9 protein-coding genes are annotated in these 16241 nt (G+C 64.6%); 5 read left to right on the top strand and 4 right to left on the bottom strand.

Going from position 1 to position 16241, the window contains the following annotated elements; all coding sequences use genetic code 11:
• Nucleotides 1–47: 47 nt before the first annotated feature.
• Genes ABIB35_RS16155 through ABIB35_RS16165 form a run of 3 tightly spaced genes read right to left on the bottom strand, consistent with a single transcriptional unit; the run spans nt 48 to nt 3289 of the window.
• Nucleotides 48–1010 (bottom strand): carbohydrate ABC transporter permease, encoded by a 963-nt coding sequence (locus ABIB35_RS16155; protein ID WP_354182744.1) that lies wholly within the window; start codon nt 1008–1010, stop codon nt 48–50.
• A 1-nt stretch (nt 1011) separates the two neighbouring features.
• On the bottom strand, nt 1012–1962 hold the full coding sequence (locus ABIB35_RS16160; protein ID WP_354182745.1) for a carbohydrate ABC transporter permease: 951 nt from the start codon (nt 1960–1962) through the stop codon (nt 1012–1014).
• Between the two features lie 10 nt (nt 1963–1972).
• Complete coding sequence (locus ABIB35_RS16165; RefSeq protein WP_354182746.1) at nt 1973–3289, bottom strand: extracellular solute-binding protein; 1317 nt, start codon at nt 3287–3289, stop codon at nt 1973–1975.
• A gap of 179 nt (nt 3290–3468) precedes the next feature.
• Between ABIB35_RS16165 and ABIB35_RS16170 the strand changes: the two genes are divergently transcribed.
• The 3 genes from ABIB35_RS16170 (at nt 3469) to ABIB35_RS16180 (ending at nt 11301) form a co-directional block, all read left to right on the top strand.
• Nucleotides 3469–4467: a LacI family DNA-binding transcriptional regulator gene (locus tag ABIB35_RS16170; RefSeq protein ID WP_354182747.1), complete on the top strand. Its 999-nt coding sequence runs from the start codon at nt 3469–3471 to the stop codon at nt 4465–4467.
• A 165-nt stretch (nt 4468–4632) separates the two neighbouring features.
• Nucleotides 4633–6525 (top strand): glycoside hydrolase family 2 protein, encoded by a 1893-nt coding sequence (locus ABIB35_RS16175; protein WP_354182748.1) that lies wholly within the window; start codon nt 4633–4635, stop codon nt 6523–6525.
• 261 nt (nt 6526–6786) lie between these two features.
• Complete coding sequence (locus ABIB35_RS16180; RefSeq protein ID WP_354182749.1) at nt 6787–11301, top strand: ExeM/NucH family extracellular endonuclease; 4515 nt, start codon at nt 6787–6789, stop codon at nt 11299–11301.
• Nucleotides 11302–11464: 163 nt separating this feature from the next.
• On the opposite strand, the gene ctaD is transcribed toward ABIB35_RS16180, so the two are convergent.
• Nucleotides 11465–13216, bottom strand: a complete 1752-nt coding sequence (gene ctaD, locus ABIB35_RS16185) for an aa3-type cytochrome oxidase subunit I (protein ID WP_354182750.1) — start codon at nt 13214–13216, stop codon at nt 11465–11467.
• Between the two features lie 224 nt (nt 13217–13440).
• Between ctaD and ABIB35_RS16190 the strand changes: the two genes are divergently transcribed.
• Together ABIB35_RS16190 and ABIB35_RS16195 are read left to right on the top strand one after the other, a co-directional pair.
• Nucleotides 13441–14934, top strand: coding sequence for an aldehyde dehydrogenase family protein (locus ABIB35_RS16190; protein ID WP_354182751.1), 1494 nt, complete (start codon nt 13441–13443; stop codon nt 14932–14934).
• 127 nt (nt 14935–15061) lie between these two features.
• Entirely contained in the window at nt 15062–15949 is an 888-nt protein-coding gene (locus ABIB35_RS16195) for an alpha/beta fold hydrolase (RefSeq protein ID WP_354182752.1), read from the top strand.
• Nucleotides 15950–16241: the final 292 nt, after the last annotated feature.

Below are 16241 nucleotides of genomic sequence, written 5' to 3' on the forward strand. Positions count from 1 at the left end.
CGTGCCGGGCCCGCCGGCGCCGGCGGAGAGAAAGTTCGCTGGGACACTTACTGGCCTCCCATTCCGGAGGTGGCGAATCCGCGGATGATGTGCCGCTGGAAGAGCATAAAGACGATCAGGAGCGGCAGTGCTCCGATCATCGCGCTCGCCATTTCGGAGGCGTACTGCACGCCGTAGGCGTTTTTCACTGTGCCGAGTCCCACCGGGATGGTCATGATTTCGGGTGAATTGGTCACGATGAACGGCCAGAGGAAATTGTTCCAGGCACTGATGAAGACAAAGATCGAGACCGCGGTGAGGATAGACCGGGACAGCGGCAGCACCACCGAATAGAAGACCCGGAAGTCGCTGGCCCCGTCCAGCCGAGCGGCTTCTTCCAGCTCGACCGGAATCTGGTCGAAGAAGTTCTTCATCACAATGACCATCAGCGGCATCACCACCTGCGGCAGGGCCACGCCCAGCAGGGTGTCGGAAAGCCGCAGGGCGATCATCTGGTCGAACAGCGGCACAATGAGGATCTGCGGCGGGACCATCAACGCGGCCACGGTCAGTACGAACAGCCAGCGTCGGCCGCGGAACTTCTGCCGGGAAAAGGCATAGGCCGCCAACGCGGAGATGGTAACAGTGATGACGGTGACCAGCGTGGAGACCAGCACCGAGTTCCAGATCCACAGCGGAATGTCACCGGCGGCGAAGACGTTGCGGTAAGCCTCCGCAGTCCAGCCGTTGTCCGGCCAGAATTTCAGCGGCGCAGCGGAAACATCAGCCTCCGTCTTGAACGAGGAGAGGACAGCCCACGCCATGGGCAGAGCCCACAATGCGGCCAGGACAGCCACCACGGCGTAGGCCGCGGTTCTGCCTTTGCGGCCCGGGCCAAGGGTCAGAGTGCGCAGGTGTTCGGCTTCCCGCTTTTTCTGTGCTCGGACGCGTGCCCGGTCGCCGACGGCAGTTCCGCCGGCGGACGGGGCCGTTGAGGCAGTGTCAGCTGCCGGCGCGGTTGTGGTGGCCATGTCAGGAGTCCTTCCGCTTCGCAAAGTACATCTGGACCAGGGAGACCAGAACAATCAGCGCGAAGAAAATGTAGGAGGTCGCGGACGCGTAACCGAGCCGGTATCCGGTGAACCCGGCGTCGTAGATGTACTGCAGGATGGAGCGGGTGGCTCCGTTTGGTCCGCCAGCGGTAAGCAGGAAAATCTGGTCGAATACCTTCAGCGATGCCAGGGCCTGCAGCAGGATGATCAGGCCGGTGGTGCTTTTCATCATGGGCAGGGTAATGGAAAACAGCCGCCGCCAGGAGCCGGCGCCGTCCAGCTGCGCCGCCTCGTAGAGGTGGTCCGGAATATTCTGCAGCGCCGAGAGGTACAGCAGGAAGTTGAAGCCCACGGTCCACCAGAGCGTGACCAGCGCAATGGACCACATTGCCACCTGCTCGTCACTGAGCCAGCCCACCTGGCTGAACCCGAACCGCTCCAGCAGTCCGTTCACCAGGCCAAAGTCATTGGTAAAGAGGAACGCCCAGATTGCGGTCACCACGGAGACCGGCAGCAGGAACGGAGCAAAAAACGTCAGCCGCCAAAGCCACTGCCCCTTCAGCCCCGTGTAAACCAGGTACGCCATGGCAAAGGACACCACGATCAGGGGCACGGAGGAGATGACCGTGAAGAACAGCGTGTTGCCCAGGGAGGACCACATCTGCGGGTCGGTGAGCGCCTCGGTGTAGTTCGAGAGTCCGGTGAATGAGGAATCATCGGTGACCAATGATCTGTTGGTCAGGCTCATCCACAGGCCGTAAATAATCGGCCACACCAGGAAAACCGCAAAAAAGAGCAGATACGGTGCCAGGAACCAATAGCCGGTCCGGGGCAGCGCCTGCCTCGTGCCGGTCCGCCGGGGCGGAACGTCGGTGCCGGCAGCGGCGGGCGGACGGGGAGTGCTGGCGGGGCTGTTGGTGGTGGTGGTCATGGCTGGCTCCTCACGCAGTGGGGTTCGGGGCGGCCAGGAAACGGTCCATGCCCGAGAGCATGCCGCCAACGGCGTCCATCGGCTTCTTCAGCCCGCGGAAGGCATCCGAAAGAGTTTGGGACATCTGGTTCTGGAATTCGGTCCCGGCTCCGGCAAACCACGCCGGCGGATCAAACACCACGTTGTCGCCGGCCGCCGCATAGTCGGTCTGGGGGTGAAGTCCCTGATAGGCGGAGGTTTCCTGGGCCGGAAGATAGGCTGGAATGTGGCCCGCTGTCCCCCACTGCGGGCCGCCCTGGCGGATCACCGAGGTGACGAATTCGTAGACCGAACGGCGGTGTTCGTCGGTCATAGACCGCTGCCGGGGCAGAACATAGCTGTGCGAGTCGGCGTAGGCCGCGGGCTTGCCGAACATTGCGGGCATCGGCATGCCTCCCAGTGCCGGTACGGCAGCCTTGAGGCCCGCCACTTCCCAGACACCAGACAGGATCATGCCGGCCCGGCCTCCATTGAAGGCAGCCAGCCCGCCCTCGTAATCCAGGCTGTCCGCGACGGCCTTACTGCCCATCCAAGACGCCACGGAGCCGATGACTTCTGCGGCCTTGACCTCGTCAAGGGCTGCCTTTTGACCTGTCTCAAGGGACCAATCCCCGCCGGTCTGCCGGTAGAGGCCCCAGAAGAGACGCCAGGCCTGGGCGGTGTCCATGACGTAGCCAAAGCTGATGCCGTAACTGCCGGACACTTCGGCAAGCTTGATTCCCACTTCCTGGAGCTGGTCTGCTGAGGAAATGTCCATGGTGCCGTCACTTGACAGCACGCCGGCGCGCTCGGCCAGGTCCTGGTTGAAGAAGGTGATGAAGGGGTGGGTATCCAGCGGAAGGGAGAACAGCTTGCCGTCATATTGGCAGGATTCCCACACCGCAGGGGCAAAGTCCGCCTCGGTGACGCCCAGCTCCGCCAGTAGGGCCGTGTCCCAGGGTTCCAGCAGGCCGCCGGGGGCAAAACCGGGCATCCGGGAGAGGTGCATGATGGCGGTGTCCGGCGGCTGCTGCGACGCGGAGCTCATGGCCAATTTGGTGTAGTACGGCGATCCCCAGGACAGCGTGGTCGGTTGCACGGCCAGACCGGTCCGGTCCGAGACATCGCTGATGATGCCGCGCATGTTGGCCCCGTCGGATCCCTGAAAGGGATCCCAGACGGTCACTGCTTCCCGGGCGCCGCCCGCCGGGTTGCCGCATCCGGCCAACGCACCCACGCTGCCAGCGGTCACCGCAGCGGCCAGCGCTCCCTGCAGGAACTGCCTGCGGTCCGGATATTTGATGTTCATCCTGCTCCATTCCCTGGCCCTGAACTCCGGCTCGTCATTGAGGACAGACTCCTTGGTGAGCTGAACCACATGGCGAGGATTCTAACGTTAGTAATCACCAACCGTCTACTCTTAGTTTCTTAGCACCTACACATACCCGGCCGGACCGTCGGGACTCTCCAGCGGAAGGAAGCCGGCCAGTGAAGCGAGTGGGCATCAAGGAAGTCGCCGAGCGGGCGGGGGTGTCCTGGAAGACGGTTTCCAATGTTATGAACAACCGCCCGGTGGTGCATCCGGAGACTCGGGCCCGCGTCCTGCAGGCTGTGGAGGAGCTGGGATACACCCCCAATCTGATCGGCCGCCAGCTGCGCCAGGGGTCCACCCGCGCCATTGCCCTGGTGGTGCCGGACCTGCACAACCCCTACTTCGGTGTATTGGCCCAGACCCTGGAAAACGCCGCAAAGCGCCGAGGCTACACCATCTCCATTGAGATATCCGGCGGCACGGTGGACGTGGAACAGCACTACCTTCACGGGTGGCATGGCCGACTCTTTGACGGACTGATCTTCTCGCCGTCGGCGGTAACGGCGGAGGCCATCGCCAAACGGACGGATCCCACCCCGCTGGTTCTACTGGGCGAGCGGATCGTCAGCACTGATGTGCCGCACGTCGCGATCGACAATGCCGCCTCCAGCGTTGACGTAGTGCGGCATCTGGTGGAGGGCGGACGACGCCGGATCGCATTCCTGGGCGCCGACAGCACCGGCGGTATTTCCACCGGAAGCCAGCGGTTCGAGGGGTACAAGGCAGCGCTGCGATTTGCCGGCCTGCCCTTCGACGGCTCGCTGGTGGCGTCCACCAATTCCTGGTTCCGGCAAGACGGTTATGCGCTGGCCCGCGGCATCCTTGCCGCCCCGGACGTGGACGCAATCGTCTGCGCCAATGACCTGCTTGCCGTCGGTGCGTTAGCGGCCGCTCGGGAGATGGGCCGGAATGTTCCTTCCGACCTGGCCCTGGTGGGCTGGGACAACATCGACGAGGTGGGCTACACGTCGCCCGGACTCACGTCGGTGGCGCCGGATCTGGGGGCCCTGGCGGAGGCAGCGCTGGATTCTGTGCTCGGCCAGCTCGAGGGTGAGGTGGTGATTCCCCACCGCCTGGTGGAACGGGAATCATCCGCCCCGGCGGCCCGCTCCTAGCCCACAGCAGAGCTGCCCGGACCGTATTGGCCCGGGCATTGGAGACCCCGCTCCTTTCACCGCTCCTCATTTCACCGAATTTCAGCCGATAATTCTAACGTTGCAATTCGACGCGGCCTGAGGTTGACTGGGATCACAATTTTTCTCCCGCCCGAAGGATGTTCCATGACCCTCCCCGCGTTTGACCCGCCCGTAGCCGCCACGGACATTCCCCGTCCCGAGCATCCCCGGCCCCAGTTTGTGCGCGAGCACTGGGTCAACCTCAACGGCACCTGGGACTTTGAAGTTGACCGCAGCGATTCGGGCCTGGACCGGGGGCTGCTGGAACGCCCGCTGCGCGCGGTCATCACGGTACCCTTTGCCCCCGAATCCGAACTGTCCGGTGTCGGTGAGACAGACTTCCTGGACGCCGTCTGGTACCGGCGGACCGTCAGCGTCCCGGCCGACTGGACCGGGCTGCGGCCGATCCTGCACTTTGGCGCGGTCGACTATGACGCGACGGTCTGGGCCAACGGCACCGAGGTGGCCAGACACCGCGGCGGTTTCACGCCGTTCGACGCCGACCTCTCCGGCGTGGCCGGGCCCGGCGACGACGTCGTCATCACCGTGCGCGCCCGGGACCTGCACGGCGAAGTGCAGGCCCGCGGAAAGCAGGCCACCTGGTTTGCCAACACGCACTGCCAGTACACCCGGACCACCGGGATCTGGCAGACGGTCTGGCTCGAAGGCGTGCCGGCCACTGCGGTAACCCGCATCCAGGTGACGCCGAACCTCGCCGCCCGCACCTTCTCCGTCACCGCACCGCTGACCGGCAACCTCCCCGACGGCACGCTCACAGTGGGCCTTACGGACCATGACGGACGCACGGTGGCAGAGGCCTCCGTGAGCACCGCGTTCGATCTGGCACCCACGCTGCTCCTCTCAGTGCCGGCCGAAGACGTCCGCCTCTGGGATGTGGGAGATCCGCAGCTTTACGGACTCGAGATCTCGCTGCGCAACGGCGGCACCGAAGTGGACCGGATCCGCAGCTACACCGCACTGCGCTCGGTGGGCATTGACGGCAATTCCTTCCGACTCAACGGCCGGCGCGTCTTCCAGCGGCTGGTGCTGGACCAGGGGTACTGGCCCGAGTCCCTGATGACGGCGCCGTCGGACCAGGCGCTGATTGACGACATCGAATTGTCCGTCGCGGCTGGCTTCAACGGTGCCCGACTGCACCAAAAGGTCTTCGAAGAGCGCTTCCTTTTCCACGCGGACCTTCGCGGCTACCTGGTCTGGGGCGAATTCGGGGACTGGGGCGTCTCCGGCCAGGGGCCCATGGGCGCCAATCAAAAGCCGGACGCCTCTTTCATCTCCCAGTGGCTGGAAGCGGTCCAGCGGGACATCAACCATCCCTCGATTGTTGGCTGGTGCCCGCTGAACGAGACCCATCAGGTGCTCCATGACCGCATCACGGTGCTGGACGACGTCACCCGGGCCATGTTTCTGGCAACCAAGCTGGCCGATCCCTCCCGGCCTGTGATTGACGCCTCCGGCTACTCCCACCGGGTGCTGGAAACCGACGTCTATGACTCCCACTCCTACGAGCAGGATCCCGAAGCGTTCCGCGCCGAGCAGCAGGGCCTCGCCGACGGCCGCCCCTACCTGAACCGGCCGGCTACTCTGGGCGAGATTGGGCTGCCGCACGCGCAGACGGAGTATTCGCTGCCTTACGCGGGCCAGCCCTTCTTTGTCTCCGAGTACGGCGGCATCTGGTGGAACGAGGCGGAGGCCGACGCGGCGGAACAGGAGCGCACCGCCGTCGGCAGCGATCAGGCCGACTCCTGGGGATACGGAGACCGGGTGCGCTCCGAGGAGGAGTTCTACGCCCGGTTCGAGGGGCTGACGAACGTTCTGCTCGATGACCCGAACATGTTCGGCTACTGCTACACGCAGCTGACGGACGTCTTCCAGGAAAAGAACGGACTGTACGACTTCAAACGCGGGGAAAAGTTCGACGTCGACCGACTGCGGCGCATTCAGCAGCGGACCGCTGCCTATGAGCAGCGCACGGACTGACCCCTCCCGGTTCCTCCGCACACCAGCGAAGTGCTGTCGGCCCGCAGAGGGCCGGCAGCACTTTTTTGTGTTGCGAACCCGGATTCCCGAATCCGCTGCTGTTTCACTCAACCTCTGTTGCCCCGCCGGCCACCATGGGGTCACCTGTTCGTAACGTGGACCACATAGTATTACCTGCGTCACTCGCGTTACCCCCCTCGGCGCCGCTCGCGGCGGCCACTACCGTCCGCTGTCATCGCAGCTGACCAAGGAGCAAGAGGCATGAGCCCAACATTCTGGAAGGCCGCGCTGGGAACCACCCTCTCAGCCGGCCTGCTGGCAGCCCCCATCACGGCGCTGCCGGCCTACGCACAAGACAGCACTGCCGCTGCCACCCCCGGCATCATCATCAATGAGGCCTACCTGAGCGGCGGCAGCGCAAATGCGCCGTTCGCCAACAAGTTCGTGGAACTGTACAACCCCACTGCGGAGGATGTCAGCCTTGACGGCTGGTCGTTGCAGTACCGGTCGGCTGGCGCGACGACGGCGCCCACCGGCCCCGGCGCGCTGTCCGGTTCCATCCCCGCCGGCGGTTACTACCTGGTGTCCGGTGCCTCCAACGGCGCCAGCGGCGCTCCCCTGCCCGCGGCCGACGCGACCGTCGGAGCCAGCTTCAGCGGCGCGGGCGGCACCCTGATCCTGTCCAACCAGCCCACGCGCGTTGATCCCCTGCCCATCGGTTCGGACCCGGGCACCGCGGGCGTGGTAGACCTGCTCGGCTACGGAACCTCCAACACCTTCGAAACTTCGGCCGCCGCGGCGCCGGCGGGCAACGCCGACCCCAAGTCGTTGAACCGCACCGGCTTCATAGACACTGACAACAATGCTGCCGACTTCCTCCTCAGCGCCGAGGTGACACCCACGGGCACTGGCAGCACCGCTCCTCCCGAGCCATCACCAAGTCCCACACCAAGTCCCACACCAACCCCCACGCCCACCACACCCGCCGAGCCGCCGGCCGGCGCCGTTCCGATCGCGGAAATCCAGGACACCGGCGACGCCAGCCCGCTGGCCGGCCAAACCGTCACCACCCGCGGAAAAGTCACCGGGGTCTACCCCACCGGCGGCTTCAACGGCTATTACCTCCAGACCCCCGGAACCGGCGGCGCCCTGGACCCGGCAACCCACACCGCCTCGGACGGTATCTTCGTCTTCTCCGCAGACACCGTCGGCTCCGTCGCCGCCGGGGACTATGTTGAGGTCAGCGGCACCGTGGGCGAGTACTTCGGTCTCACCCAGCTCACCGTCGCTGCCGGCAACATGACAAAACTCGACGAACCTGCCGAGGAGGTCAAGCCCGCCACTGTCACCTGGCCCGCCACCGATGCAGAACGCGAAGTCCTCGAGGGCATGCTGCTGGCACCGCAGGGCAGCTATACGGTCACCGACAATTATTCCCTGAACCAGTACGCGGAAATCGGGCTTGCCGCCGGAGATACGCCCCTGGTCCAGCCCACCGCGGTATCCGCCGTGGGCACTCCCGAGCACAACGCCGTCGTCGCCGACAACGCCGCCCGGGCCGTGAAGCTCGACGACGGCGCCAGCACCAACTTCCTCAGCGCCGCCAACCAGGGCACCCCCCTGCCCTACCTGACCCTGGAGAATCCGGTGCGCATCGGGGCGGCCGCCGCCTTCACCACCGGCGTCATCCTGGACTACCGCAACAGTGCCTGGAAGTTTCAGCCGCTCACCGCCCTGACCGCAGCCAACGCCGCAGAGGTGGCCCCGGCGTCGTTCGAGGCCACCCGCACCGCCGCACCCCAAAGCGTGGGCGGCAACCTCAAGCTCGCCTCGTTCAACGTGCTGAACTACTTCAGCACCACGGGCGCTGACCTGGCCGGCTGCACCTACTACAACGACCGCTCCGGCGCGCCGCTGACCGTACGCGGCGGCTGCGATGCCCGCGGCGCCGCAAACGCAGAGAACCTCGAGCGCCAGCAGGCCAAGATTGTCGCCGCCATCAATACCCTGGGCGCCGACGTCGTATCCCTGATGGAGGTGGAAAACTCGGCCGTGTTCGGCAAGGACCGGGACGAAGCGCTGGCGAACCTGACCGCAGCCTTGAACGAGGCCGCGCCGGGAACCTGGGACTACGTTCGCTCCCCCGCAGCATTGCCGACCGCTGAAGACGTCATCCGCACCGCCTTCATTTTCCGCACTGCCGCCGCCGAGCCGGTGGGCGAATCCGTGATCCTCAACGATGAAACCGTGTTCTCCAACGCGCGTGAACCGCTGGCGCAGGCGTTCAAGCCGGCGGGCGGAGAGGACAGCTCCACTATCCTGGCCGTCAGCAACCACTTCAAGTCCAAGGGATCGGCCCCCGCAACCGGCGAAAATGCCGACACCGGGCAGGGCGGCTGGAACGCAGACCGCGTGCGGCAGGCGCAGGCACTGGCCACCTTCGCAGACAGTACGGCCAAGGCTGCCGGCACCGAGAGGATTTTCCTCCTCGGCGACTTCAACTCCTACGCCGCCGAAGATCCGATGAATGTCCTGGCCGAGGCCGGCTACGTGAACCTGGGCAAAGCCACCGGAAAGCACTCCTACGCCTTCAGCGGGATGGTCGGTTCCCTCGACCACATCCTGGCCTCTCCGGAGGCAGCGGAAGCCGTCACCGGAGCCGACATCTGGAACATCAACTCCGTAGAGTCGGTGGCCCTTGAATACAGCCGCTACAACACCAACGTCACCAACTACTACGCCCCGGATCCCTACCGGTCCTCGGACCACGATCCGATCCTTGTGGGCCTGGACCTGACTCCGGCTTCAGCAGGAACCGAAGAGCTGAACCTGCTGAACATCAACGACTTCCACGGCCGCATTGACGCCAACACCGTGAATTTCGCCGGAACCGTTGAACAGCTCAAGGCCGCCGCACCCGGGGGCAGCACACTGTTCCTCTCGGCAGGCGACAACATCGGGGCCTCGCTGTTTGCCTCCTCAGTGCAGCAGGATGCACCTACCCTTGACGTACTGAACGCACTGGGTCTTCGTGCCTCCGCCGTGGGCAACCACGAGTTCGACGCCGGTTACGCCGATCTCACGGACCGCGTTGATCCGGCCGCGGACTTCCCCTATCTGGGCGCGAACGTCTACCTCAAGGGCACCACCACTCCGGCTCTGGAGGAATACACCATCCTGGACGTCAACGGCGTCTCCGTGGCCGTCATCGGTGCCATCACCGAAGAGACACCGGCTCTGGTCACCCCCGGAGGAATTGCGGAGCTGGACTTCGGCGATCCGGTGGAGGCCGTGAACCGCGTGGCTGAACGTCTCCAGGCGGAAGGCCTGGCGGACGTTATCATCGCCGAATACCACGAGGGCGCCGGCAGCGGCACCCCCGACGGCGCTTCCCTGGAGGCAGAGCTGGCCGACGGCGGCGCGTTCGCCGAGATTGTCACCGGCACCAGCGCACTCGTGGATGCCATCTACACCGGCCATACGCACAAGCAGTACGCCTGGGATGCCCCTGTTCCCGGCGTCGACGGTAAAACCCGCCCGGTGCTGCAGACCGGCTCCTACGGCGAATTTATTGGCCAGATAAACCTGGACTACAACCCGGAAACGGATGAAGTCCTGTCCTACACGGCCACCAACGTTCCGCGGACCACGGCGAGCGCCGAGTCGCTCGTTGCCGCCTATCCCGCGGTGGCCGAGGTCAAGTCCATTGTGGATGCGGCGCTGGCCTACTCCGCCGAGATCGGCAACCAGCCGGTCGGTTCAGTCACCGCAGACATCACAACCGCCTTCAACGGTACGGTTCGGGATGACCGGAGCAAGGAGTCCACGCTGGGCAACGTCGTGGCGGACTCCCTGCTGAACACGCTGTCCTCCGCTGAACGCGGCGGCGCCGAAATCGGTGTTACCAACCCCGGCGGCCTGCGCGCGGAACTGTATTACGGCGACGACGGCGTGGTCACCTATGCGGAAGCCAACGCCGTGCTGCCGTTCGTGAACAACCTGTGGACCACCACCCTCACCGGTGCCCAGCTCAAAACGATGCTGGAGCAGCAGTGGCAGCCCGACGGAAGCTCGCGTGCCTTCCTGGCGCTGGGTCTCTCCGACAACATCACCTACACCTATGACCCGGACCAGCCGCGGGGCTCGCGGATCCAGACCGTCACCATCAACGGTGCCGCGATGGATCCGAACCGCGCTTACCGGGTGGGCACGTTCAGCTTCCTGGCCCAGGGCGGAGACAACTTCACCGTCTTCACCGAAGGCACCAATACCCGGGATACGGGCCTGGTGGACCGCGATGCGTGGATCAGCTACCTCGAGGCCAACAGCCCGCTCTCACCGGACTTCGCCCGCCAGGGCGTCATCGTGAAGGGTGCTCCGGCTGCTGCAAAGGCCGGAAGCGCTGTGACTTTCACGGTTTCCGACCTGGATCTGACCTCGCTGGGCAGCCCCGTCAACACCGGGCTGACCGCCAGCTGGGTCAACGCTGCCGGCACGGCCACCGCTCTGGGCACCACCGCGGTGGCCTCAGGAACCGCTACGGTGAACGTGACTCTTCCGGCGTCGGCCTCCGGAGCCGGCACCCTCGTGCTCACCGCCGACCCGTCCGCCACCTCGGTGACGCTTCCGGTCACGGTGGAGGCCGCTCCCACGGTTCCGCCGGCTCCGGTGTGCACTGCTCCGGTTCCGCCCCGGCACTGGTGGGATTTCCGGGGCTGGCTCCGGTATGCCGTTGAATGGGCCAAGTACCTGAACTGCCTGCGCGGCCGCGTCTAGGCCCTACAGCAGGAGCAGAACAAAAGGCGGTGCCGCCCGGGCTTTGAGCCGGGGCGGCACCGCTTCTATCTGCCGTTCCGTGCCCCAGCATTGGCTGAGCTCTGCTCACCGTTTGCAATCGACAGCGGCGAGAAGCTCCCTGCATCGGGCGAGCTAGACGCTGCTAGCGCGGATCTGGATCGTTGGGTTTTTCGCTGCCCATGTCCGCCGCTCCGAAGATCTTCACGGCGGGATTGTCCGTCTCCTCGTTGGGACGAGGTTTGAGCTCCGGATGATGCAGGTCCAGGGCGGGGCGCTCTGACCGGATGCGCGGCAGGGACGTGAAGTTGTGGCGCGGCGGCGGGCAGGATGTTGCCCATTCCAGGGAGCCACCGAATCCCCAGGGATCGTCCACCCCCACCTTCCGACCTCGTCGCCAGGTGATGTACACGTTCCAGAAGAACGGAATCATGGAGGCGCCCAGGAGCATGGAGGAGATAGTGGACAGCTGGTTCATTCCGGTGAAGTGGTCTTCCGGCAGGTAGTCCGCATACCGCCGCGGCATACCGCTCACGCCCAGCCAGTGCTGGATCATGAAGGTTCCGTGGAACCCGAGGAAGAGCATCCAGAAGTGGATCTTGCCCAGGCGTTCGTTGAGCATTTTGCCGGTGAATTTTGGCCACCAGAAATAGAAACCCGCAAACATGGCGAACACCACGGTTCCAAAGACCACGTAGTGGAAGTGCGCCACCACAAAATAGGTGTCTGACACCTGGTAATCCAGCGGGGGTGAGGACAGGATGACACCGGTCAGGCCGCCGAAGAGGAAGGTGATGAGGAAACCGATACTCCAGAGCATGGGGGTCTCAAAGGTGATGGACCCCCGCCACATGGTGCCTATCCAGTTGAAGAACTTCACGCCTGTGGGCACCGCAATCAGCATGGTCATGAAGGCGAAGAAGGACTGCATCACCGCACCGGTGACGTACATGTGGTGCGCCCAGACGGTAACGGACAGAGCGCCAATGGCAATGGTGGCAAAGACCAGGCCCTTGTAGCCGAAGATTGGTTTCCGGCTGAAGACCGGCAGGATTTCGGAGACGATGCCAAAGAACGGCAGCGCGATGATGTATACCTCCGGATGGCCGAAGAACCAGAACAGGTGCTGCCACAGGATGGAGCCCCCGCGGTCTACATCGTAGATATGCGCCCCGAACCTCCGGTCCGCGCCCAGCGCGAACAGTGCTGCCGCCAGGGGCGGGAAAGCCATGAGGACCAAGATGGCGGTGACCAGCGTGTTCCAGGTGAAAATCGGCATCCGCCACATGGTCATCCCGGGAGCGCGCAGGCAAACGATCGTGGTCACGAAGTTAACCGACCCAAGGATGGTTCCAAATCCGGACAGGGCCAGCCCGAACACCCACAGGTCACCGCCCACACCGGGCGAAAAGGTGGTGTCGGATAGGGGTGCATAGGCCGTCCAGCCGAACGACGCTGCGCCTTGGGGAGTGATGAATCCGCTGACTGCGATGGTGCTGCCAAACAGGAAGAACCAGAACGCAAGAGCGTTCAAGCGGGGGAAAGCAACGTCGGGGGCACCGATCTGCAGGGGCATGATGATGTTGGCAAAACCGGCGAACAGCGGCGTGGCGAACATCAGCAGCATGATTGTGCCGTGCATGGTGAACAGCTGGTTGTACTGCTCCTTGGACTGCAGGATCTGCATTCCGGGCTCGAACAGCTCGGCACGGATCACCAGCGCCATAACGCCGCCCAGGCAGAAGAAGGTGAATGAGGCGATCAGATACATATAGCCGATCGTCTTGTGGTCCGTGGAGGTGAGCCAGTTGACCACAATCCGGCCCTTGGATAGGGGCACGACGCGCGGCGGTACAAAGGTTCCCGATTCATCGGTTGAGTACTTGAGCGTCGACATGCAGTGCCATCCCTTGGGTGCCTGGACCGGAACATCGTGCTGCCAGCGATACCTGCGGAGTCCGCCGTGACTTGTATCGTAGGACTCCGCTTTCCTCCCCGTCCAGAGTCTGCAGGTACCCTCCGCGCCTCCGGACAAAAGGCTGTGCTGTCAAAACCCGGGAATGAAACTGCTGCGGGCCCGGTTGAAACCGGGACATGCCTCGAGACTTCAAGGAGAAACACATGACAACGCAGGTTGAGTCAGCAGCTCAGGTCCTTACGGATTGGATTCCTTCGAAGCAGTACATTGCAGGCCAGTGGCGCGACGGCACCTCCGACCGGGTCCTGACCGACACCAGCCCGTTCGACGGCACAGAGCTGCGAAGCATCCGTCAGGCTTCCCGGGAAGACCTGAACGAGGCCTATACCGCGGCCGCGAAAGCCCAGCAGGACTGGGCGGCACAGACGCCGTCGGCACGCCGCGCCGTCATGGAGCGCGCAGCTGAAATCTTCGACGAGCGCCGCGACGAGATCATCGCCTGGCTCGCCGCCGAATCCGGCAGCACCGTGATCAAGGCCAACATCGAAGTCGATTCAGCCAAGGCGATCACTAAGGAAGCAGCCACCTTCCCGCACCGCGTTTCGGGAAAGATCCTGGAATCCGATACCCCCGGCAAGGAATCCCGCGTCTACCGCGGACCGCTGGGCGTGGTCGGCGTCATCAGCCCGTGGAACTTCCCGCTGCACCTCTCCCAGCGCTCCGTGGCACCGGCGCTGGCACTGGGCAACGCCGTCGTCCTCAAGCCCGCCTCCGATACCCCGGTGACCGGCGGCCTGATGATTGCCCGCATCTTCGAGGAGGCCGGCCTTCCCGCAGGAGTCCTCAGCGTTGTGGTGGGTGCCGGATCCGAAATCGGCGACGCCTTTGTGGAGCACCCCGTCCCCTCCTTCATCTCCTTCACGGGTTCGACACCGGTGGGCAAGAACCTTGGCGCCCTGGCGTCCAGCGGCCCCACGCTGAAGCACGTGGCGCTGGAGCTTGGCGGCAACAGCCCGTTTGTGGTGCTCGCCGACGCCGACGTGGACCAGGCCGTCAAGGCCGCGATTATGGGCAAGTTCCTGCATCAGGGCCAGATCTGCATGGCGATCAACCGGATCATCGTCGAAGACGCCGTGTACGACGAGTTCGTGGAGAAGTTTGCCGCGCACGCCAAGACGCTCAAGTCCGGGGATCCCCGGGATCCGCAGAACACCGTGGGCCCGATTATCAATGCCAAGCAGCTCGAGGGCCTGCAGAAGAAGATCGAGCTGGCACAGGAGCAAGGTGCCCGCCTGGTCGTGGAGGGTGAAACCAACGGCCAGGTCCTTTCTCCTTACGTCTTCGCCGACGTCACGAAGGACATGGAACTCTTCCAGGAAGAGATCTTCGGCCCGATTGCAGGCATTATCCGCGCAGCCGACGCCGAGGACGCCCTCTCGCTGGCTAACGCCAGCGACCTCGGGCTGGCAAGTTCGATCTTCACCTCCAATCTGGACGCGGGTGTGCTGTTTGCCCGCCGCATCAAGGCCGGCATGACACACGTAAATGACATCCCGGTCCAGGACGAGGCCCATGTGGCTTTCGGCGGCGAGAAAAACTCCGGCCTCGGCCGCTTCAACGGCGAATGGGCGATCGAAGAGTTCACCACCGACCACACCGTCACGCTGCAGCGCGAACCCCGCCAGTACCCGTTCTAACCGGGTAGTCCGTTCCACCGGGCAACACCTGTTTCGGTCAGCGAGGAAAGCTGAAAGGGTGCCGTCCCGGCTCATTGCCGGGGCGGCACCCTTTTTGCCGGTAACCACGCAGGCGGAGGGATCTCGGATGCGGGCAAACAGGCAGTGGACGGTGGAGAACGACGGCGCCCGGCTGTCCGTTTTCGAGTACGGGCTGTCTTCGGGAGGACCTGGCACCCCCACAGTTTTCCTGGTCCACGGCTATCCCGATGACCACACAGTGTTCGGCAGCGTCATCGAGGACCTGGCTGCAGATCACCGGGTTATCGCCTACGACACGCGCAATGCCGGTGCTTCCCGGGTTCAGGCGCAGACAGCCAATCCGCTGGCGCCCTACCGGTTGCCCCTGCTCGTCTCCGACCTATACGCGGTGCTGGCTTCAGCGGAGGCGAGGTCCGTCCATCTGGTGGGCCACGACTGGGGGTCTGTCCAGGGCTGGGCCGCAGTCCGCGATGCCCGCGCCGGCGGCGTCTTCCTCAGCTTCACGAGTATTTCCGGGCCGGACCTTGGCCACCTGCGGAGGTGGTTTGCCGGTTGCCTGCGTTCTCCGCGCCGCTGGCTGCTGGGAGCAGGGCAGGCGCTCCGGAGTACGTATGTGGCCTTCTTCCAGCTACCCGTTCTGCCGGAACTCCTCTGGCGGCTGCTCGGGCCGCGTTATGCCGGGCGTGCCGGGACCGGCACCGACACGGCGACGGAGAACGGCATCCGCGGGCTGGCCCTGTACCGTGCCAATCTGCTGGACTCGGGGAGAGCCGGCCGGAGATTCCCGCCGTTCATCGACGTTCCGGTGCATGTGGTTGTTCCCCTCCATGATCCGTTCCTGTCCCCGCGGCTGACGGACGGGCTCCGTGATGAAGTGCAGGATCTGCGGACCAGCGCCGTCGACGGCGGACACTGGTGGCTTGCCGAGAACAGCGAAATGTTCTGCCGGCTGCTGCGTCAGACTACCGGTCCTCACCGCGAGGCGGACCGCTAACGCGAGGCGGGCTGCTAACGCGAGGCGGGCTGCCGACGCGCGGGCAGGACCGCAGCGAGCATCCGGTCAGGACGAGGCTCAGGGGAAAGCAGACGGCAGGGACTTCGAGTGTGGAGCTCGCGCCGGTTTGCCCCATCGAGTGTGGAGACGATCCGCGAATACTTCGCCGGAAGTGTCGCGTTCGCGACACTCGACTAGGGCTAAGTCAACCGGTTAGTGCAACACGGGGTTCAGGCTGCTGCGGGTTGCAGCAGCTCAGCAAGTTTCTGAGCCGGGGTCGCCATGCCCAGGG

Source organism: Arthrobacter sp. UYP6 (assembly GCF_040547315.1).
In the GTDB taxonomy this organism is placed as follows: domain Bacteria; phylum Actinomycetota; class Actinomycetes; order Actinomycetales; family Micrococcaceae; genus Arthrobacter_B.

Excerpts from the sequence above, each read along its gene's own strand:
- ABIB35_RS16195 (WP_354182752.1), top strand. The coding sequence starts at position 15,062 with ATGCGGGCAAACAGGCAGTGGACGGTGGAGAACGACGGCGCCCGGCTG.
- ABIB35_RS16160 (WP_354182745.1), bottom strand. The coding sequence starts at position 1,962 with ATGACCACCACCACCAACAGCCCCGCCAGCACTCCCCGTCCGCCCGCC.
- ctaD (WP_354182750.1), bottom strand. The coding sequence starts at position 13,216 with ATGTCGACGCTCAAGTACTCAACCGATGAATCGGGAACCTTTGTACCG.
- ABIB35_RS16190 (WP_354182751.1), top strand. The coding sequence starts at position 13,441 with ATGACAACGCAGGTTGAGTCAGCAGCTCAGGTCCTTACGGATTGGATT.
- ABIB35_RS16165 (WP_354182746.1), bottom strand. The coding sequence starts at position 3,289 with ATGAACATCAAATATCCGGACCGCAGGCAGTTCCTGCAGGGAGCGCTG.
- ABIB35_RS16180 (WP_354182749.1), top strand. The coding sequence starts at position 6,787 with ATGAGCCCAACATTCTGGAAGGCCGCGCTGGGAACCACCCTCTCAGCC.
- ABIB35_RS16155 (WP_354182744.1), bottom strand. The coding sequence starts at position 1,010 with ATGGCCACCACAACCGCGCCGGCAGCTGACACTGCCTCAACGGCCCCG.
- ABIB35_RS16175 (WP_354182748.1), top strand. The coding sequence starts at position 4,633 with ATGACCCTCCCCGCGTTTGACCCGCCCGTAGCCGCCACGGACATTCCC.